This window comes from Youngimonas ophiurae (nom. illeg.), from assembly GCF_049803795.1.
GTDB lineage: Bacteria > Pseudomonadota > Alphaproteobacteria > Rhodobacterales > Rhodobacteraceae > Thalassobius.
This window is the reverse complement of the sequence record NZ_JBNAGJ010000001.1, coordinates 832,644-851,051: the sequence shown is the minus strand read 5'-3', so window position 1 is coordinate 851,051 and position 18,408 is coordinate 832,644. Positions and strand designations below refer to the sequence as shown.

Here is an 18,408-nt window from a genome sequence, read left to right as displayed (position 1 = left end):
TAAAGCTTTCGAAAGATGGTTTCACCGTTGAGGATGCTGGTCCAGAGCGCCGGATTCCGATCCGGCGAGCCACTGGTGACCGCCTGTGGGGGCGTGAGGCGTGGAGAACAGATCGCTGTTACGATGATCTTGCACCGTTAGAAATGGGGGGTGAAGAGCCTCTGATTTACACCTGCGACGACACTGTGCAGCGATGGGGGTGGAGGCCTGACGCATTGTCGATGTGGGGTCGCATCCGTCGCCCCCAACACATGCCCCGCTGGGCCTCTCGCCTGACCCTGATCGTCACAGACGTGCGGGTTATGCGGGTGCAGGAGATTGGCGACGTTGACGCCAATAAGGCGGGCCTCAAGGGCTTCATATCGGCAGACGGTCAAGACGGGGTGTCCCCTCGCGAAGAACTTCAAGACACATGGAACGCCCGCCACGCCAAGCGCGGCCTCGGCTGGGACGCTAACCCGTGGGTCACAGCCACCACCTTCACCGTACACCGCTGCAACATTGACCAGATGGAGGTGTCGGAATGAGCCCACAGCACATCGTCAACCTTTCCGGTGGGAAAGACAGCCAAGCCTGCGCCTTGCTAGCCGCTGAGCGCGGTATGCCGTTCCGGCTGGTCATGGCGGACACAGGCAACGAAAACGAGCTGACCATCGAACACGCGCACTATTTGGCTGAGTTCGTCGGGGTTCCTCTGGAAATGGTGCGGTATGATTTCACGGAAAAGATGGCAAAGAAGCGGACCTTCATCGCGCTAGAATGGGCCAATGCTGGGGTTCCACCTTCTCGCATCGAGCGCGCCTTAGAGATCATCCAGCCAACCGGCATCCCGTTTCTGGACCTGTGCTTGTGGAAGGGGCGTTTCCCCAGCGCGCGAGCGCAATTTTGCACCGAATTTTTGAAGGCGCGGGCGATTGAGGATCATGTTGTCAGCCCGGCCCTGAAGGTCGGCCCGGTGGTCCAGTGGATCGGGGTAAGGCGTGATGAAAGCCCAAATCGCCGCAATGCGCAGATGTTCCAGCGTGTGCGCCGCGACGGCCCGCATGACATGCTTCTGTTTCGCCCGCTGATCCACTGGAAGGCGCAGAATGTGATTTCGTACGCAACGGCAGTGGGAGCGAAACACAACCCGCTGTATTCCCTTGGTATGGGCCGCGTCGGGTGCTTTCCCTGCGTGAATGTGAATAAGGCCGAAATCGGCCAAATCGCAATTCGGTTCCCAGAAACTGAGGACAAGCTGCGCGAATGGGAGGTGCTGGTGGCCGATGCCAGCAAACGGGGGGCGGCCACGTTTTTCGCAGCAGATATGACGCCGGAAGGGGCGGATCTGGTGCGCGCCCTGAATCGCATGGTCGAACACACCATCCGCAGCAATCACCGCGACCTACTGGAAGATGGCCGCGAGGTGGAATTGCACCGCATGGGGCGGAAAATCCGCCGCGATCTATCCGCGTCGATTGAATGGCCGAAAGCAGACGCGGCTTTTGCATGGTCAAAAACAGATCACGGCGGTCGGCAGCTCAACATGCTGCGCCACGCATTTGAGGCAGATGACGGCTTGTCATGTTCCTCTCAATACGGGTTGTGCGAATGACTGACCGCCCCATCAACCTAACCGACTGGCAGGTCCGCGCCGCACTGGACGGGCGGTTGTCTCTGGTCGTGGAGCCGCTGGCAAAACAGCCCCCGGAAAGCATGGCGATGTACCGCTATTACGGCCACGAGGCACCGCGCCCAGACCTGTGTCACAGCTTCGGATGGATGGTGCCTGAGGCAGGCGACCTGTGGCCATGCAACGTCGAGGACCGCATTCCGATCCGGCGAGCCACCGGGGACCGCCTGTGGGTGCGTGAGGCGTGGAGACCATCAATCAGCGCAGCCGATCCTTGGCATGTAGCCGTCCTGTATCCAAATGACAGCAAAGTGCGCCACTGGGACTGGTCCTCAGACGATGATTTCGGCGATTGGATAATTCCAAAGGCTGCGGCCAAAGGGAATATTTCCTCTCAACACATGCCCCGCTGGGCGTCACGCCTGACGCTGATCGTCACGGACGTGCGAGTCATGCGGGTGCAGGAGATTGGCGAGGATCAAGCGGCGGCAACGGGGCTGTTCAAGCCCTACGACATCCCATTGCGAGAACTTGTGGATAGCCCGTTCCGAACGTCATTCCAAAGAGCCTGGAACACCCGCCATTCCAAGCGCGGCCTAGGCTGGGACGCTAATCCATGGGTGACAGCCACCGCCGTAACCGTACACCGCTGCAACATTGACCAGATGGAGGTGGCAGAATGATTGTTCCACAAAAGCAGGCTCTACGCCACGACCCTGAAAACGGCGTACACGGCGACTGCCTCAGAACTGCTGTTGCGATGCTGATGGGCTTGAATGCCCGCGACCTCCCACATTTTGCGGATGTAGGGGTTAGCGACCATGTAGCGCCGCTCCGCGAATATCTGGCGGCGCAGGGACACGGCCTAATGCAATTCATCTACCCACCTGAAACTGAGATTAAGACGATCCTGCATACCCTAGCCTACCTTAGCCCCGGCGTTCCGTTCATGCTGTCGGGGAAATCGCCGCGCGGTGATTGGGGTCATGCTGTTGTGGCGATTGACGGTCAAATTGCGGACCCAGCCACTGGCGATTGGGTGACTAATCCTGAAAACGCGCTGCACGGGGCACACGGGGAATGGTGGTGGGTTGAGGCGATTATTGCACTGCCACGAAACGAGGCCCGTTCATGAAAGACACCTTCCTAGACCTGCTGCAAGCCCCAACCGATCTGGAGCGCGGACCCGATGGCCGCATCTTCACCAAGACCGAACAAACCCGCATGTGCGGAAACTCAGTGCCCCCGGTGATGGCCGAGGCGCTGGTATCCGCCAACGTGCCCGAGCTGGCCGTGGTGGCCTGAAAAGGAGAGAAGAATGGAAAACTCGTTTTGGATGGTCAAAGGTGACGGCCCCAGCAGCGTTGTTCACCTTGATCGGAGTGTCGCGGAAGCTGAGGCGAAGCGCCTCGCTCGCGAAAACCCAGGCAAGACATTCTACGTCATGCAGGCCGTGGTTGCCTTCGTGAAAGACGATGTTCGCCGCGTCGAACTCGAAGCCGACCGGGTCTCGTTTTGAGGTGAAACATGCAGAATAAGAAAACCAGCCGGAACCGCACGAAAGCCCGCAAGGAGCGCCAGCGGCAGGCTCCCGCAACAAAGCAGAAACATAAACCGCGCGTAATTTCGATAGCCCACGGCCGATCTGGCCTCGCAATCCTGGCCGCTTTGGCAGGGAAAGGCAGACTATGACCCTTCCATACGCAAATTCCAAAGCCGGAGAAATATGATGACTGACTATAAGGAACTGATTGAGCGGCTGCACCTGCTGGTGCCTATCGTTACGGAAGGACAGCGACAGTCCGCGCATGCTGCAATGCAGGAAGCCGCCTACGCCCTCGAAGCCGCCGAGCTTGCAGCGGAGGGCGCAGCTCAAATCATCGCCACAGAACGCGCGGAGGTTATAGCCTTACGGAAACAGCTGGAAGCCGCGACCGCCGAACAGGTCGCAGTCGTCAAGCCGCTGAAGTGGTCGCGCGAGGTTGACGGTTCTTTTACCGCGCAAGAAACGCTGCTGGGGGAATACACCCTGCTTCACACGGATCATGGACTTGGCTGGCTTGTAGTGCGGGACGGGTATGATGATTCTTTTGTAAAATACCCAAACGAGGATCATGGTTTTGCGACAGACAAAGATGCGAAGGATTGGGTTGATGGGTATCACGCCCAACACGTGCTATCCGCCATCACCCTCCGCAGCGCCGCAGACGTCGAAGCCGAGGCTCGGGCTGAGGAACGGGCAAAGGTGATTGCCTTGATCGAAAGCTACCCCGCCAACGGCCACGGGCATTTACCTTCCGACCCGTATGAAGCGGCGCATCAAGTGAGGTCAGAAATCCTGAGCGCCCTCCACACCCCTGAAAGCCTCGCAGTGAAGGAGGGCAAGTGATGTACCTCTATCAATGTCCGAGATGCCAGCGCCAAGTCAGCATTCCTCGTCTCCACTGGTTGACCTTTTGCAAATGCCAAAAAGGAAACGTGCGATGATTTTTGACTGGTTCAAAAAAAGTTGGATAATTGATGCGGTCCGCGTCAAGAAGCCGTATCGCATCAACAGTATATCCACAAAGGCCTCTTGGCCTCCGCATTTGGGTAGCCCCCTGAATGCCGCACAAGAAATTCAGTCGCTGGACGAATACCGGAAAATCCGTAAAGAAAACCCCGCACTCCAAGAACTCACCATAGTTGATGTGGATGTGAATTATGATGGCCCGGCGATCATTGTAGACGGCAGAGACCATGGTTTTCTTATTTGGGCTTTTGGCAACTCTCACAACGGAGAGCCAATACCAAGCGGAATGTTTTTGATTCCACCAGGGTACACTGGCCACTTTAGCGCTGGAATCGTTGAAATCTCGAAAAGCCCGACACGCTTTGCAAGCGTCGAGCGGGGGCACCTGCAATGAGCATTCCCAAGCTGTATCTGACGGAATCGGAAGTGGCGCGGCTGCTTGGTCGGGATATTGCTTGGCTGCGCGCAAATGGCGCTACACTTGAGGCACAATATGGCTTCCCAAAGATTGACTGCGCCACCGGCAGGCGTCACCGTGAGGCGATTGAGGCGTGGGCCAGTGACCGGAACATAAGAAGAAGGCACTTGGCTGCCGAGCGGTTGACGGAAAACAACCAAGAGAAATATCATGAGCTTTAAGGATTCGCTTTGGGACGACAGCGACCCAGCATACTCACCCTGCCTAAGCAGGATCAGAGGAACCTACTATTGGGTTCCGCCCAAGAAATACCGCGACGCCGGATACAGCATCAAAACCTATAGACTTGGCGGGCAAGAGGGTGACGGGCTTCATCTTGATAGGGCTCGGGCCTGCCGAGAAATGACCCGCAGCATGGTCAACTGGTACGAAGGCAACGTCGAACGACAAGAGCCAGGTACGTGGGGCTGGCTGATCACCAGATACATGACTGACGAATACTCAGCGATTCACGATGTTCGCGCATCGACCCGAGAGGGCTACAAAAAAGTGATGACAAGAATCGCCAATGGAATTGGTGATGTACCGATTGATGACACCGATTTCCCAAGGATGATGGAATGGAAGCGCACTATGGAGGCGAACGGGCGCTCCGTGCACTATATCAGCAGGTGGTTCAACCATTTCAGCATCCTGCTATCACACGGATCAAAGATTGGCATCAAACACTGCCGTGAGCTGAGGGCTGTGAAATCTGACATGCGGATCAAATCTCCTCCCAAGCGGCAAAAATTCATCACCAGAGAGCAGGTGGAAAAGATTGTCGCTCGCCTCGATGCAGACGGGTTTGGCTATGTCTCCTTATCTCTCCTGTTTAGGTTCGAGTTCATGCTGCGCGGTGTTGATGTATACGGCGATTGGGCGCCGTCCGATGGAAAAGAAGGTGGAATTGTTGACGGTGGTCGCGTGTGGGAGGGTGGATTGACGTGGGAAATGTTTGAGCCTGACTTAAGTTCATTTGAAAAGGTAATCAGCAAAACGAGGGATGGGCTCACAGAGCCATACCACTTTAACCTTTCCGACGTTCCAGAGATTGTGCGCAGGCTTTCACTAACACCTCCTGATAAGCGGGTTGGGCCTGTCATATGTCTCCCAGGAAGCAGCAAGCCCCCCAAAAACGGGATCGTCTCCCGCAGGTTCAAAGCAGCGCTGCGAGACTGCAAGTTGCCAGACGACCTCAGAATCAGCGATGCGCGGTCTGGTGGCATCACCGAAGCCAAGTCTCTGGTCGATCCATACCAATTGCGCGACGCTGCTCAGCACACGCAAATTACCACGACAGACCGCTATGTTCGCAGCAGATCCGAAGCAGCAAACAATGTCGTGAAACTGCGCCAGGTCGGACGGAAATAGAACGACTCGTGAATATGGCTAACGAACTCGACTAACCGACGACTAACGGCAAAAATAGCCGCAAAGCCCAAAATCAGAAAAAACCCCACCTTATCAAGGTGGTACCCAAGGCCGGACTCGAACCGGCACGCCTTGCGGCGGGGGATTTTGAATCCCCTGCGTCTACCATTCCGCCACTTGGGCACGTTTTATTCGTCTATCCAACCCATTCGCCCGCGTCCAGAGCGAAAACGCACGCGATCGCGTGTTGACCTTATCGCCCACGCATGGCGTAACAGGGCAAACCAGACAGGAGCGCCCCATGATCAAAGGCCTGTATAATTGGACCATGTCCCTGGCCGAGCATCCGCGCGCCCTGTGGCTACTGGCGTTCATCGCCTTTATCGAGGCCTCGGTCTTTCCGATCCCGCCCGATGTTCTGATGATCCCGATGATCCTAGCACGCCCCTCGCGCGCGTGGCTGATTGCGGGGGTGGCGTTGGTGTCTTCGGTTGCGGGCGGGCTGCTGGGCTATCTGATCGGCGCGCAGTTTTATGAGCAGATCGGCCGCCCGATCCTGGAATCCATGGGCAAGGCCGACGCCATGGCCGAATATAACAGCCGTTTTAACGATTTCGGGTTCTGGCCGGTGCTGATCGCCGGCATCACCCCCTTCCCGTTCAAGGTGATCACCATCATGTCCGGCTGGACGGGACTGCCGCTGTTAACCTTTTTCGCCACGTCAATCATCGCACGCGGATTGCGGTTCTTCATCGTCGCGGGTCTGTTGTGGAAATACGGCGCACCAATTCGTGACTTCATCGAGCGCCGACTGGGCTTGATGTTCACGCTGTTCGTGATCATTCTGCTGGGCGGATTCTACTTGGTGAAATATCTATGATCTTTGAGCGTAAAACACTGATTTCATTGGCAGCAGCCGGGTCAACGGCCCTGCTGGGCGGCGCTTTCGTGTTTCAGTTTTTGGGCTATGCGCCCTGTCAGATCTGCCTGTGGCAGCGCTGGCCCCACGCGGCGGCCATCGTGATCGGAGTGATCGCCCTGGCCACGCCGTCGCGTCTTTTGTGCTGGCTGGGGGCTCTGGCTGCGGGCACGACAGGGGCCCTGGGCGTTTACCATACCGGGATCGAGCGCGGCTGGTGGGAGGGCCCCTCCAGCTGTACCGGAGGCGGCGCCCTGGACGCCGGAAATCTGCTGTCATTCGACGGGCCCACGCTGGTTTTGTGCGATCAGGTCGCCTGGGATTTGTTCGGCATCTCGATGGCCAGCTGGAACGCCTTGGCCTCGTTCGGGTTGATGGCAATCTGGATCCTGGCCGCCCGCGCCAAAGGTTAAAGAAAAAGGCCCCCCGCAAAGGGAGGGCCAGTTTCGCACTCAGGCTCAATAATTGATACCGCTCGGTGTTTTTGCCTGCGGCCTGAGCGTCGCGCGGGGCGGACGCATCCGCCCCGTGTCCGATCAACTACAACCCGAGGTTGCGCCGCATGTGTTGCACTTCATGCAGGTGCCGTTGCGCACCAGCGTGTAGTTTCCGCAGTCTCCGCAGGCCTCGCCCTCATAGCCCTGCATCTTGGCCTTGGTGCGCGCATCCATGCTGACCGCGCCCGAGCTGACGGCCGTGGTGCTGGCCAGCGTAGCCGTGCCGCCGCCGCCCGCCGTTTCAGGCACCAACGTCTGCAAAGCTGCCTCGGGGTCCGTTCCGCCTAAGGCCATGCCGCCTGCGGTCTGTCCACCCTGCAAAACCACCAGCTCCTGCGGCAGGCGTTTGCGCAGATAGCCGGTCGAGCTGATCTGCTTGAGCACTTCAAGGCTACGGTTCGCGGCGGTCTCGCTGATTTCCTCGACGTTGGAAACGCCTTCTTCGACACCGCGCCCCAGATCGTCGAACGAGGCCCCCTGAGGCTTCACATGCGCCAAGTCTGTTCGATCCAGATAAGAAACCGCCAGTTCGCGGAAGATATAATCCAGGATGGATGTTGCATTTTTGATAGAGTCGTTCCCCTGCACGATGCCCGCGGGCTCGAATTTCGTGAAGGTAAACGCGTCTACGAACTCTTCCAGCGGCACCCCGTATTGCAGGCCAACCGACACCGCGATGGCGAAGTTATTCATCATCGCACGGAAGCCAGCGCCCTCTTTGTGCATGTCGATGAAGATCTCGCCCAGGCTGCCATCTTCGTATTCGCCGGTCCGCAGATAGACCTTGTGCCCGCCAACAACGGCCTTCTGGGTGTAGCCTTTGCGGCGTTCCGGCATCTTCTCGCGGTGGCTGCGGACCAGCTCTTTGACCACGACTTTTTCCACGATTTTCTCGGCCAGAACGGCAGCTTTTTCCTGGGGGGATCCGCTCTCCAGAATCTCGGCGGCCTCGTCGTCATCCTCAATCAGCGCGGCGGCCAGCGGCTGCGACAGTTTCGAGCCATCGCGGTACAAAGCATTCGCCTTGATGCCCATCTGCCAGGACCGCTCATAGGCCGCCTGACAATCCTGGATTGTGGCATCGTTGGGCATGTTGATCGTCTTGGAAATCGCGCCCGAGATGAACGACTGCGCGGCCGCCATCATGTCGATATGGCTGTTTACCGACAAGAAGCGTTTACCTTTCTTACCGCAGGGGTTGGCGCAATCGAAGATCGCGTAATGCGCCGGATCCAGATGCGGGGCACCCTCCAGCGTCATGGTGCCACAAACGTGGTCATTGGCGGCCTCGATGTCGGTTTTCGAATAGCCCAAGTGGCGCAGCAGATCGAAGGTCGGGTCATTCAGCTGCGCAGCCGAGATTTTCAGCACGTTCTGGCAGAAATCCTCGCCCAGGGTCCACTGGTTGAACACGAAACGGATGTCAAAGGCGCTGCCCAGGGCCTCTTCGACCTTGTTCAGTTCATTTTCGGTGAACCCGTGCTGCATCAGGGTGGAGTGGTTGATCCCCGGCGCGTTGCCGATGGTGCCATGGCCCACCGCGTAGCTGACGATTTCCTCGGTCTGGGCGCTGGAATAGCCCAGTTTTTCCAACGCAGCGGGAACCGAGCGGTTGATGATCTTGAAATAGCCCCCCCCGGCCAGTTTCTTGAACTTCACCAGCGCGAAATCGGGCTCGATCCCGGTGGTGTCGCAATCCATCACCAGACCGATGGTGCCGGTGGGCGCGATCACGCTGACCTGAGCGTTCCGATAGCCGTTTTCCTCGCCCAGTTTCAGCGCCTCGTCCCAGGCGGTCATGGCCAGTTCGGCCAGGCGCTGATCGGGCACATTGGCCAGATCCAGCGGGACGGGTTTGACCTCCAGCCCTTCATAACCCTCAGCGGCGCCATAGGCGGCGGTGCGGTGGTTGCGGATGACGCGCAGCATGTGGTCCTTATTGCGCGCATAGCCATCGAAGGGGCCCAGCTCGCCGGCGATCTCGGCCGAGGTGGCATAGGCGACGCCGGTCATGATCGCGGTCAGGGCCGCGCCAAGCGCCCTGCCCTCGATGCTGTCATAGCCCAGACCCATGTTCATCAGCAGACCGCCAATGTTGGCGTACCCCAGACCCAGCGTGCGGAAGTCATAGCTGAGCTGCGCGATTTCCTTGGACGGGAACTGCGCCATCATCACGCTGATCTCCAGCGTCACGGTCCACAGGCGGGTGGCGTGCATGTAATCCTCGGCCTGGAACTCGCCATCCTTGAGGAAGGTCAGCAGGTTCATCGAGGCCAGGTTACAGGCGGTATCGTCCAGGAACATATATTCCGAGCACGGGTTCGAGCCGCGGATTTCGCCATCTTCCGGGCAGGTATGCCAGGCATTGACGGTGTCGTGGAACTGAATGCCCGGATCGGCGCAGGCCCAGGCGGCGTGGCCGATGTCTTCCCACAGATCGCGCGCCTTGACGGTCTTGGCAATTTCGCCATCGGTGCGGCGCAGCAATTCCCAATCGGCATCGTCCTTCACCGCCTTCAGGAAGGCATCGGTGACCCGGACCGAGTTGTTCGAGTTCTGGCCCGACACGGACGCGTAAGCCTCGGAATCCCAATCGGTGTCATAGGTGGGAAACTCGATGCTGTCATAGCCCTGACGCGCGTAATCCAGCACACGTTTCACATAGGTTTCAGGGATTTGCACCTTGCGCGCGCTGCGGATCGCGGTTTTCAGCGTGGCGTTCTTGGCGGGATCTACCGCGTCCTCGGTGCTGCCGTCCCATTCACGGATCGCGGCGAAAATCTCGTTCAGGCGTTCCTCGTGCATCTTCGATCCGGCGACGATGCTGGCGACCTTCTGCTCTTCCTTGACCTTCCAGTTCACGAATTCCTGAATGTCAGGGTGATCCACATCGCAGATCACCATCTTGGCCGCGCGGCGCGTGGTGCCGCCCGATTTGATCGCGCCCGCCGCGCGATCACCGATCTTCAGGAAGCCCATCAGACCCGAGGATTTACCCCCCCCCGACAGGGGCTCGTCCGCCGCCCGCAAGGACGAAAAATTGGTGCCCGTCCCCGAGCCATATTTGAACAGGCGTGCCTCGCGGACCCACAGGTCCATGATGCCGCCATCGCCCACCAGATCATCGGCGACCGACTGAATGAAACACGCATGGGGCTGCGGGTGCTCATAGGCGCTGGCCGATTTGGTCAGCTGTTTGCTCTGATAATCGACGTAGTAGTGGCCCTGGCTGGGCCCGTCGATGCCATAGGCCCAGTGCAGGCCGGTGTTGAACCACTGCGGGCTGTTCGGCGCGGCCTTCTGCGTGGCCAGCATAAAGCGCATTTCGTCGTAATAAGCGCGCGCGTCTTCCTCGGAACTGAAATAGCCGCCCTTCCAGCCCCAATAGGCCCAGGCGCCGGCCAAACGGTCGAACACCTGCTTGGCGCTGGTCTCGCCGGTTTTTTCGGTGGATTTCGTCGCCGGAACCGAGCGCCACAGGAACTCGGGCACATCCGCCTCTTTGACCTTCTTCAGTTTGACCGGCACCCCGGCCTTGCGGAAGTATTTCTGCGCAATCACATCCGAGGCCACCTGGCTCCAGCTTTGCGGCACCTCGACCTCATCCAGACGGAACACGATGGACCCGTCCGGGTTGCGGATTTCCGACGCGGTGGTCACGAAATCCAGGTCTGCGTACGCGTCCTGTCCGGCCTTGGTGAACTTTCTTTCGATTTTCATTGGCGCTGCCCCATACTTCAGCTTTTGTTCCGTCCGGCTGTTTCCGCCGGGCCCTCCGAAGCCCTGGTCACAGGCAAAATCCATCCGCCCCGGCCCCGCAAGCCGAGTGATTTCAGGGCCTTGGACCCCTGATTTGCTGAATTCCGTCTGCTGCCCTTGGTGCCACTATATCTTGTGGATTTTTCGGTTGGCCCACACAATCTGGCGTATCGGCAGGCAAAGGGTCAACGGATTTTTTTACGAAAAGTTATGGAATTTGGTGTTGACCAGTCCCAGAGGCGAAGGATCGGTGATTCAATTGGTTAACAACCTGTTAACGGGCCTGTGGGTAGCTTTGTGGATATTTCCGAAATCTCTAGGAAACCGGCCTGCTTAGCCAGAACCTGCCGCATTGCGGCGTCAAATTTCAGCAGCGCGGCAGAAAAAACACAGAAAATTCATCTATCTGGAGCAATCCTCTTGAGACAGCCTACCAGATGTAGTGGTTCGCCCGAATCGCCCGAGATTTGAGCGTTCTTCAACCCGCCCGGCACCACCGCGCCGTTCTGCATATTTCTGATCGGTGGAAAATGGTCGGGGCGGCGAGATTCGAACTCACGACCCCCTGTACCCAAAACAGGTGCGCTACCAGACTGCGCTACGCCCCGGACCGTGGCCCGACATACAAGGCTGATCCGGAATTGAAAAGCGAAAATCGCCCCCCGACGGGCATTTCTAAGCCGCGTCTAACAGGGCCAGGCCGCCAGGCTTCGCGCCACCGACGGATGACGCATCACACTGCCGACCGTCAGCCCCAATTGCCGGGACAAGCCGCCGTTCACCTCAAGCACGAACAGCACATTATCACCGCCGGACACCGGGGTTTCATCCAGCGGCTGGGCGCGTTCATGGATATGCACCACCCGCCCGGTTTCATCCATAAAGATGATGTCTAGGGGAATCAGCGTGTTGCGCATCCAGAAACTGGCGGGATACGGCCTGGGATACACGAACAGCATCCCCCCGCCCAAGGGCAGGAATTCGCGATACATCAGACCGCGTGCACGTTCGGCGGCGTCGTCGGCCAGCTCAACCCGGAACCGAGCGACGCCCCAGTCACCTTTCAGATGCACGGTGTCTGTTCTGCATTCCCCGGCCAGAGTGGCTGCCGGCAGCAGACAGACGCACAGCAGGGCAGCAAGAAACAGCTGCCCCGCCCGCATCATTCGGACTCCTGATTTTTCAGGGCGGCTTCCCAAGCCAGGATTTCGGTGGCCATGCGTCCGCGACGGCCCTCGATCACCCTGAGGCCCACGGCCTCACCCGGTTGGAGATCGGCCAAACCGGACCGGCGCAGAACCTCGATATGCACAAACACATCTTCTGCGCGGCCAAACACGTTGGCAAAGCCGAACCCCTTGGCTTTGTCGAACCATTTCACCCTGGCCGGTTCCAGAGGCGCATTGCGCATGATTTCGGGATCAAACTCCTCGAAATCCGCAAGCGCCGACCCTTCGGTGCCCTTGGGTGGCTCGATCAGATGTACTTCTGTGGCCTGTACACCTCGGCCAGTCTCCTGAACGGAGATCTCAATATATGCGCCATCCGCAATCGAGCTTTGCCCGAAATTACGGAGAACATTGGCGTGCAGCAGGATATCCGGACCGCCGTCTTCGGCGAGTACGAAACCAAACCCCTTCACAGGGTCAAACCATTTAACGTGCCCGTGTACCCTGCGAGCGCCGCTTTCTTCAGTCTTCACAGCTTTGGTACCCAAATGAACGTCATCCCCGACACAGACATGAAACAAATTCTCATGCGGCTGCAAGTCAAAAATTGACTTTTTTTCAATTGCTTGCATTTCACGTTACGCGAGTGTCACGGATTTAGACGCGTAGTTTCCCAGTCTAGATTGGGCTTTGCCCGCCGCCAGACGAACCTGTCGTGCAGCCGGAAAGCCCCATCAGCCCAGAACTCAATCTCAACAGGCTCGATTCTGTAACCTCCCCAAAAGGATGGGCGCGGCGGGTTTGGCCCCTTCTGCGCGGTGATTTTGGCCACCTCTGCCATCAATGCGGCCCGCGAAGACAGCGGCCGGGACTGTTGCGACGCCCAGGCGCCCAGACGACTTTTGAGCGAACGGGAATGATAATAGGCATCCGCCTGGGGGCCTTCTTCGCGTGTGACAGTGCCGCGCACCCGAATCTGCCGCCGCAGAGATTTCCAGTGCATCACAAAGGCGGCCTTGCCCGCGCCATCAATTTCCTGCGCCTTCGCGCTTTCGAAATTTGTGTAGAAAACAAAGGCGTTAGCCTCGATTTCCTTCAGCAGAACCATCCGCACATTCGGCAGCCCCTGCGAATCCACCGTCGATAAGGCAATGGCGTTGGGATCGTTCGGTTCGGTCTTCTCGGCCTCGCTCAGCCACTTCCGCGCGATCTCGAATGGGTCATCGCCTGCAAAAATTCCGGTTCTGTCTGTCATGATTCGTATGCTCTTTCGTCTGAATGCCCAGAAGATAGCCGCCCGCCCGAGGCCGCGAAAGCGTCCCGGTTTCAGCTAAGCGACGACGACGTCGCGTCAAGCCTGCACTTGAAGCCCCCGTTGCGATCCCCTAAAGCAGTTTTAACCAGATTAGCACGTCAGGGAATGCGATATGTCAAATCAACTGATGGCCGGAAAACGCGGTCTGATCATGGGGCTGGCCAACGATAAGTCGATTGCCTGGGGCATCGCCAAGGCCTGCGCCGACGCGGGCGCCGAAATGGCCTTCTCTTATATGGGGGATGCGTTTCGTAAACGCGTTGCGCCCCTGGCCGAACAACTGGGCGTCGAGACGCTGATCGACTGCGATGTCTCCGATGCGGATTCGGTGGATGCGGCCTTTGCAGAAATCGAGGCCAAATGGGGCAAGCTGGATTTCATCGTCCACGCCATCGGGTTTTCCGACAAAACCGAGCTGCGCGGCCGCTACGTGGACACCAGCCGCGACAATTTCCTGATGACGATGGACATCAGCTGCTACAGCTTTACCTCGGTCATGCAGCGCGCTGAAAAGCTGATGAAAGACGGCGGCAGCGCCCTGACGCTGACCTACTATGGCGCCGAACAGGTGATGCCGCATTACAATGTCATGGGCGTGGCCAAGGCCGCGCTTGAGGCCTCGGTGAAATATCTGGCCGAGGATCTGGGCAAGGACGGCATCCGCGTCAACGCGATCAGCGCCGGGCCGATCAAGACCCTGGCCGCCAGCGGTATCGGCGATTTCCGCTATATCCTGAAATGGAACGAGCTGAACTCACCCCTGCGCCGCAACGTGACGATTGATGACGTCGGCAAATCGGCGCTGTATCTGCTGTCCGATCTGGGCTCGGGTGTGACGGGGGAAAACCTGCATGTGGATGCGGGATACCACGTCGTCGGCATGAAGGCCGTGGACGCCCCCGACATCGACGCCGTGACAGGCCGCAAGTAACGCACTTAACGCACTGCGGCCCTGGCATGTCTGACACCGGCAGAGCGTTCTGCCGGTGTTTTCGTCTGCGTGACCTGACGCCCGGCCTCTTTCCCGGCCGGGCGATTGGCGTTATCACTGCACCAAACGCTTTCACGAAGGACACATCATGGCCGAGACCCGCCTGCCCCACGAAAAAGGATTTCACATCAGCTGGGATCAGATTCACCGTGACAGCCGCGCCTTGGCCTGGCGGCTGGATGGGCATGGGCCCGATGATGGCAACTGGCGCGCCATCGTGGCCATCACCCGCGGCGGCATGGCTCCGGCGATGATCATCGCGCGCGAGCTGGACATCCGCACGATCGACACGATCAGCGTGAAATCCTATAACCATCAGGCTCAGATGAACGCCAAGGTGCTGAAGGCCCCCGATGCCGATCTGATGGGCGATGGAACGGGTATTCTGGTGATTGACGATCTGGTGGACAGCGGCAAAACCCTGGAGCTGGTCCGCCAGATGTACCCCAAGGCGCATTTCGCAACCGTCTATGCCAAGCCCAAAGGCCGCCCGCAGGTGGACACCTATATCACCGAGGTCAGCCAGGATACCTGGATTTTCTTCCCCTGGGATATGGCTCTGCAATATGTGGAACCGTACCGCGGCACCGACTAGGCGCGCGCCGCTGCTGAGAATCGGCCAGACGGCAGGTTGATCCGGCGGTCCTTCGATTGGGGCAATCGGGTCTTGTGCCGGGCGCTGGGGGGCCTATCCTCGGGCTCAGAGAACGAACTGTGAGGCCTCTCATGACTTTGCCGCGCACCGCCACGACTTTCCCTTCTCCGGTGATGGAGGCCCGGCGCTGGATCGCGGGCAAGGACTTTGATCCAGACCGCCCGCTGATCAATGTCAGCCAGGCCGCGCCGGTGGAAATCCCGCCCCTGCCTTTGCGCCAGGCCATCGCCGAGACCGCCGTAAATCTGCCTGCCGCGCATCTTTATGGCCCTGTGCTGGGCCTGCCCGAGCTGCGCGCCGAAGTGGCCGCGCAATTCAGCCGGTCCTATGGCGGCGCGCTTCAGCCCGAGAATGTCTGCATCACCTCGGGCTGCAATCAGGCCTTCTGTGCGGCGCTCAGCACGCTGACCGCCGAAGGGGATGAGGTTCTTCTTCCAACCCCTTGGTATTTCAATCATAAAATGTGGCTGGACATGACCGGAGTCACCGCCGTTCCGCTGTCTACCGGGCAGGGTTTGCTGCCCGATCCGGATCTGGCGCAGGCGATGATCACACAGCGCACGCGAGCGATTGTGCTGGTCACGCCCAACAATCCTGGCGGAGTGGAATATCCGCCCGCGCTGATCGCCGCCTTCCGCGATGTCGCCCGCGCCGCCGGGATCGCCCTGATTATTGACGAAACCTATCGCGATTTTCACAGCCAGCCCGGCGCGCCGCATGATCTGCTGGCCGATCCCGATTGGGACGACACGGTGATTCAGCTCTATTCCTTCTCCAAGGCCTACCGGCTGACCGGGCACCGCGTGGGCGCGATGATTGCCTCGCCTGCCCGTCTGGCCGAGGTGGAAAAATTCCTGGACACCGTGGCCATCTGCCCCAATCAGCTGGCCCAGCACGCCGCGCTGTGGGGGATGCGGAACCTGTCGCAATGGCTGGCCGGAGAACGGGCCGAGATTCTGGACCGCCGCGCCGCCATCGAGGAACACTTCCCCAAGCTGGACCCCGAGGGCTGGAAGCTGCTGGGCGTGGGGGCCTATTTCGCCTATGTGCAGCATCCGTTCCGGCGCTCGTCCTTACAACTGGCGCAGGATCTGGTCGAGGACGCCGCCATTCTGGCCCTGCCCGGCACCATGTTCATGCCCCCCGATGACCCGGCCGGCGCGCGCCAGCTGCGGATTGCCTTTGCCAATATTGACCGCACCGGCATCACAGAGCTGTTTGACCGCCTCGCAGCCCTTGCCCCGCGCGGGGTCTCGTCGTAGACACGCAGCCACGATTTCAATCTACCCGGCAAAGGGAAGCTCATGGCGCGTGGCGGTACTTCGAAAATTCTGGTCTGGATTCTGTTGGCTTTGCTCATTGTGGGGCTGGCCGGGTTCGGGGCGGTGAACCTGTCTGGAAATGTCCGCACGATCGGCCAGGTCGGGGATCAGAAGATTAGCGTGCAGAAATATGCCCGCACCCTGCGTGAACAGATCCGCGCGATCGAAGCCCAGGGCGGCCGCGCCATCAGCTTTGAGCAGGTCCAGAGCATCGGGCTGGACAAAGAGGTGGTCGGCCAGTTGATCGGTGCCGCCGCGCTGGACAATGAGGCCGCCCAGCTGGGCCTGTCGCTGGGCGATGCCAATCTCAGCCGTCAGATCATGCAGATCACCGCCTTCCAGGGCTCGGACGGGAAGTTTGATCGCGAATCCTATAGCTTTGCCCTGTCCCAGGCCGGCATGACCGAAGCCGAATTCGAAGAGGAAATGCGCGATGAGGCCGCCCGCGGCCTGCTGCAGACCGCAATCATCGCCGGTGCGCAGATGCCCGACACCTATCTGGACACGCTGATGACCTATATCGCCGAGCGCCGGAACTTTACCTGGGCCGTCGTCGATGCCGCCGCGCTGAGCACCCCCATCCCCGCCCCGTCCGAGGCCGAGCTGTCCGCCTATCACAGCGAAAACGCCCCCGATTTCACCGCCCCCGAGATGAAGGCGCTGACCTATGTGTGGCTCTCGCCCGAGATGCTGCTGGACCAGGTGACCATCGAGGAAGACGCCATTCGCGCGCAATATGACGCCAATGCGGCCACCTATATGCGTCCTGAACGGCGTCTGGTGGAACGGCTGGCCTTCTCGGATGAGGACGCAGCTCTGGCCGCAAAAGGCCGCATGGAAACCGGCGAGACGGATTTCGAAACCCTTGTGACGGATCGCGGCCTGCAACTGTCGGACATTGATCTGGGCGATGTGACCCAGGACGAGCTGGACACCGCAGGCCCCGCGGTTTTCAACGCCGAAGTGGGGGACATCGTTGGCCCGTTCGAAACCTCGCTGGGCCCCGCGCTGTTCCGGGTGAACGCCGTTCTGGCCGCCGAGGAAACCACCTATGAGGACGCCCGCCAGGACATCCGTGACGAGCTGGCCGCCGACCGCGCCCGCCGGATGATCGAAACCGAGGCGGAAAACATCGACGATCTGCTGGCCGGCGGCGCCACGATCGAGGAACTGGTAAACGAGGCCGGGATGCAGCTGGCCACCATGGACTGGCACCTTCAGGCCGAGGACGCGATCAACGGCTATGCCGCCTTCCGCGCCGCCGCCACCGCCGTTCAGGACGGAGATTACCCCGAGGTGATCCGCCTGGACGATGGCGGGGTTGCCGCCCTGCGTCTGGAAAACATCGTTGCTCCGCGCCTGAAACCGCTGGCCGAGGTTCGCGCCGAAGTCACCCAAGCCTGGACAGAAGCCGAAACCACCAAGGCCCTGACCGCGCTGGCGAACGATCTGGTCGCCAAACTGGCCACCCAGGGCGACATGGCCGCGCTGGGGCTGACCGCGCAGGTGGAAACCAACATCACCCGCAATGATTTCGTCACCGGCGCGCCGGCCGGGTTCCTGCAACAGGTGTTTGCGATGGACAAAGGCGATGCAAGCGTTGTGGCCGGTGACACGCTGGTGACCATCGTGCAGCTGAACGACATCCTGCCGCCCGACGCAGACAGCGCCGATGTGCAGGCCATCTCGGCCCAGCTGGAGCGCGAAATCGCCGCCTCGCTGGCACAGGACATCTATGCCGCCTATGCGCAGGATATTCAGGACCGCGCGGGTATTTCTCTGGACCAGGCCGCGATCAACGCGGTTCACGCGAATTTCCAGTAAGG

20 protein-coding genes and 2 tRNA genes are annotated in these 18,408 nt (G+C 59.6%); 16 read left to right on the top strand and 6 right to left on the bottom strand.

Annotated elements, in window-relative coordinates; translation table 11 throughout:
- The 10 genes from ACP15O_RS04445 to ACP15O_RS04400 form a co-directional block, all read left to right on the top strand.
- Positions 1–527 (top strand): hypothetical protein (locus ACP15O_RS04445; protein ID WP_425094834.1); only part of this gene is annotated, 527 nt, incomplete at its 5' end.
- Positions 524–1,594 carry a phosphoadenosine phosphosulfate reductase domain-containing protein gene (locus ACP15O_RS04440; protein ID WP_425094833.1) on the top strand — a complete coding sequence of 357 codons (1,071 nt, stop codon included), beginning with the start codon at positions 524–526 and terminating at the stop codon, positions 1,592–1,594. The genes ACP15O_RS04445 and ACP15O_RS04440, both read left to right, overlap by 4 nt.
- Complete coding sequence (locus ACP15O_RS04435; protein WP_425094832.1) at positions 1,591–2,295, top strand: hypothetical protein; 705 nt, start codon at positions 1,591–1,593, stop codon at positions 2,293–2,295. Before ACP15O_RS04440 ends, ACP15O_RS04435 begins: the two co-directional genes overlap by 4 nt.
- Complete coding sequence (locus ACP15O_RS04430) at positions 2,292–2,747, top strand: hypothetical protein (protein WP_425094831.1); 456 nt, start codon at positions 2,292–2,294, stop codon at positions 2,745–2,747. Before ACP15O_RS04435 ends, ACP15O_RS04430 begins: the two co-directional genes overlap by 4 nt.
- Positions 2,744–2,917: a hypothetical protein gene (locus ACP15O_RS04425; protein WP_425094830.1), complete on the top strand. Its 174-nt coding sequence runs from the start codon at positions 2,744–2,746 to the stop codon at positions 2,915–2,917. Before ACP15O_RS04430 ends, ACP15O_RS04425 begins: the two co-directional genes overlap by 4 nt.
- Positions 2,918–2,930: 13 nt before the next feature.
- Positions 2,931–3,131, top strand: a complete 201-nt coding sequence (locus ACP15O_RS04420) for a hypothetical protein (RefSeq protein ID WP_425094829.1) — start codon at positions 2,931–2,933, stop codon at positions 3,129–3,131.
- Positions 3,132–3,341: 210 nt separating this feature from the next.
- The gene (locus ACP15O_RS04415) at positions 3,342–4,001 is read left to right on the top strand and encodes a hypothetical protein (RefSeq protein WP_425094828.1); all 660 of its coding nucleotides are present in this window, start codon (positions 3,342–3,344) and stop codon (positions 3,999–4,001) included.
- Positions 4,002–4,095: 94 nt separating this feature from the next.
- Complete coding sequence (locus tag ACP15O_RS04410; protein ID WP_425094827.1) at positions 4,096–4,518, top strand: hypothetical protein; 423 nt, start codon at positions 4,096–4,098, stop codon at positions 4,516–4,518.
- The gene (locus tag ACP15O_RS04405) at positions 4,515–4,763 is read left to right on the top strand and encodes a hypothetical protein (protein ID WP_425094826.1); all 249 of its coding nucleotides are present in this window, start codon (positions 4,515–4,517) and stop codon (positions 4,761–4,763) included. The genes ACP15O_RS04410 and ACP15O_RS04405 overlap by 4 nt, the downstream gene beginning before the upstream one ends.
- Positions 4,753–5,955, top strand: a complete 1,203-nt coding sequence (locus ACP15O_RS04400; protein WP_425094825.1) for a hypothetical protein — start codon at positions 4,753–4,755, stop codon at positions 5,953–5,955. Before ACP15O_RS04405 ends, ACP15O_RS04400 begins: the two co-directional genes overlap by 11 nt.
- A 99-nt stretch (positions 5,956–6,054) precedes the next feature.
- On the opposite strand, the gene ACP15O_RS04395 is transcribed toward ACP15O_RS04400, so the two are convergent.
- Positions 6,055–6,138: transfer RNA gene (locus ACP15O_RS04395), tRNA-Leu, on the bottom strand.
- A 118-nt stretch (positions 6,139–6,256) separates the two neighbouring features.
- Between ACP15O_RS04395 and ACP15O_RS04390 the strand changes: the two genes are divergently transcribed.
- Both ACP15O_RS04390 and ACP15O_RS04385 read left to right on the top strand, forming a co-directional pair.
- Entirely contained in the window at positions 6,257–6,835 is a 579-nt protein-coding gene (locus tag ACP15O_RS04390) for a YqaA family protein (protein WP_425094824.1), read from the top strand.
- Positions 6,832–7,287, top strand: a complete 456-nt coding sequence (locus ACP15O_RS04385; RefSeq protein ID WP_425094823.1) for a disulfide bond formation protein B — start codon at positions 6,832–6,834, stop codon at positions 7,285–7,287. The genes ACP15O_RS04390 and ACP15O_RS04385 overlap by 4 nt, the downstream gene beginning before the upstream one ends.
- 123 nt (positions 7,288–7,410) lie before the next feature.
- On the opposite strand, the gene ACP15O_RS04380 is transcribed toward ACP15O_RS04385, so the two are convergent.
- The 5 genes from ACP15O_RS04380 to pdxH form a co-directional block, all read right to left on the bottom strand.
- The gene (locus ACP15O_RS04380; protein WP_425094822.1) at positions 7,411–11,091 is read right to left on the bottom strand and encodes a vitamin B12-dependent ribonucleotide reductase; all 3,681 of its coding nucleotides are present in this window, start codon (positions 11,089–11,091) and stop codon (positions 7,411–7,413) included.
- 570 nt (positions 11,092–11,661) lie between these two features.
- Positions 11,662–11,738, bottom strand: a tRNA-Pro gene (locus ACP15O_RS04375).
- A 78-nt stretch (positions 11,739–11,816) separates the two neighbouring features.
- On the bottom strand, positions 11,817–12,296 hold the full coding sequence (locus ACP15O_RS04370; protein ID WP_425094821.1) for a DUF192 domain-containing protein: 480 nt from the start codon (positions 12,294–12,296) through the stop codon (positions 11,817–11,819).
- Positions 12,293–12,931: a cold-shock protein gene (locus ACP15O_RS04365; protein ID WP_425094820.1), complete on the bottom strand. Its 639-nt coding sequence runs from the start codon at positions 12,929–12,931 to the stop codon at positions 12,293–12,295. Before ACP15O_RS04365 ends, ACP15O_RS04370 begins: the two co-directional genes overlap by 4 nt.
- A gap of 17 nt (positions 12,932–12,948) precedes the next feature.
- Positions 12,949–13,554: a pyridoxamine 5'-phosphate oxidase gene (pdxH, locus tag ACP15O_RS04360; RefSeq protein ID WP_425094819.1), complete on the bottom strand. Its 606-nt coding sequence runs from the start codon at positions 13,552–13,554 to the stop codon at positions 12,949–12,951.
- Positions 13,555–13,726: 172 nt separating this feature from the next.
- Between pdxH and fabI the strand changes: the two genes are divergently transcribed.
- The 4 genes from fabI to ACP15O_RS04340 all read left to right on the top strand — a co-directional run bounded on the left by fabI (position 13,727) and on the right by ACP15O_RS04340 (position 18,406).
- Entirely contained in the window at positions 13,727–14,545 is an 819-nt protein-coding gene (gene fabI / locus ACP15O_RS04355) for an enoyl-ACP reductase FabI (RefSeq protein WP_425094818.1), read from the top strand.
- A gap of 148 nt (positions 14,546–14,693) precedes the next feature.
- The gene (gene gpt / locus ACP15O_RS04350) at positions 14,694–15,200 is read left to right on the top strand and encodes a xanthine phosphoribosyltransferase (RefSeq protein WP_425094817.1); all 507 of its coding nucleotides are present in this window, start codon (positions 14,694–14,696) and stop codon (positions 15,198–15,200) included.
- A gap of 131 nt (positions 15,201–15,331) precedes the next feature.
- Complete coding sequence (locus ACP15O_RS04345; RefSeq protein WP_425094816.1) at positions 15,332–16,522, top strand: aminotransferase; 1,191 nt, start codon at positions 15,332–15,334, stop codon at positions 16,520–16,522.
- Between the two features lie 42 nt (positions 16,523–16,564).
- Complete coding sequence (locus tag ACP15O_RS04340) at positions 16,565–18,406, top strand: SurA N-terminal domain-containing protein (RefSeq protein WP_425094815.1); 1,842 nt, start codon at positions 16,565–16,567, stop codon at positions 18,404–18,406.
- The last annotated feature ends 2 nt before the right edge of the window (positions 18,407–18,408 follow it).

Excerpts from the sequence above, each read along its gene's own strand:
- ACP15O_RS04440 (WP_425094833.1), top strand. The coding sequence starts at position 524 with ATGAGCCCACAGCACATCGTCAACCTTTCCGGTGGGAAAGACAGCCAA.
- ACP15O_RS04435 (WP_425094832.1), top strand. The coding sequence starts at position 1,591 with ATGACTGACCGCCCCATCAACCTAACCGACTGGCAGGTCCGCGCCGCA.
- ACP15O_RS04430 (WP_425094831.1), top strand. The coding sequence starts at position 2,292 with ATGATTGTTCCACAAAAGCAGGCTCTACGCCACGACCCTGAAAACGGC.
- ACP15O_RS04425 (WP_425094830.1), top strand. The coding sequence starts at position 2,744 with ATGAAAGACACCTTCCTAGACCTGCTGCAAGCCCCAACCGATCTGGAG.
- ACP15O_RS04420 (WP_425094829.1), top strand. The coding sequence starts at position 2,931 with ATGGAAAACTCGTTTTGGATGGTCAAAGGTGACGGCCCCAGCAGCGTT.
- ACP15O_RS04415 (WP_425094828.1), top strand. The coding sequence starts at position 3,342 with ATGACTGACTATAAGGAACTGATTGAGCGGCTGCACCTGCTGGTGCCT.
- ACP15O_RS04410 (WP_425094827.1), top strand. The coding sequence starts at position 4,096 with ATGATTTTTGACTGGTTCAAAAAAAGTTGGATAATTGATGCGGTCCGC.
- ACP15O_RS04405 (WP_425094826.1), top strand. The coding sequence starts at position 4,515 with ATGAGCATTCCCAAGCTGTATCTGACGGAATCGGAAGTGGCGCGGCTG.
- ACP15O_RS04400 (WP_425094825.1), top strand. The coding sequence starts at position 4,753 with ATGAGCTTTAAGGATTCGCTTTGGGACGACAGCGACCCAGCATACTCA.
- ACP15O_RS04390 (WP_425094824.1), top strand. The coding sequence starts at position 6,257 with ATGATCAAAGGCCTGTATAATTGGACCATGTCCCTGGCCGAGCATCCG.
- ACP15O_RS04385 (WP_425094823.1), top strand. The coding sequence starts at position 6,832 with ATGATCTTTGAGCGTAAAACACTGATTTCATTGGCAGCAGCCGGGTCA.
- ACP15O_RS04380 (WP_425094822.1), bottom strand. The coding sequence starts at position 11,091 with ATGAAAATCGAAAGAAAGTTCACCAAGGCCGGACAGGACGCGTACGCA.
- ACP15O_RS04370 (WP_425094821.1), bottom strand. The coding sequence starts at position 12,296 with ATGATGCGGGCGGGGCAGCTGTTTCTTGCTGCCCTGCTGTGCGTCTGT.
- ACP15O_RS04365 (WP_425094820.1), bottom strand. The coding sequence starts at position 12,931 with ATGCAAGCAATTGAAAAAAAGTCAATTTTTGACTTGCAGCCGCATGAG.
- pdxH (WP_425094819.1), bottom strand. The coding sequence starts at position 13,554 with ATGACAGACAGAACCGGAATTTTTGCAGGCGATGACCCATTCGAGATC.
- fabI (WP_425094818.1), top strand. The coding sequence starts at position 13,727 with ATGTCAAATCAACTGATGGCCGGAAAACGCGGTCTGATCATGGGGCTG.
- gpt (WP_425094817.1), top strand. The coding sequence starts at position 14,694 with ATGGCCGAGACCCGCCTGCCCCACGAAAAAGGATTTCACATCAGCTGG.
- ACP15O_RS04345 (WP_425094816.1), top strand. The coding sequence starts at position 15,332 with ATGACTTTGCCGCGCACCGCCACGACTTTCCCTTCTCCGGTGATGGAG.
- ACP15O_RS04340 (WP_425094815.1), top strand. The coding sequence starts at position 16,565 with ATGGCGCGTGGCGGTACTTCGAAAATTCTGGTCTGGATTCTGTTGGCT.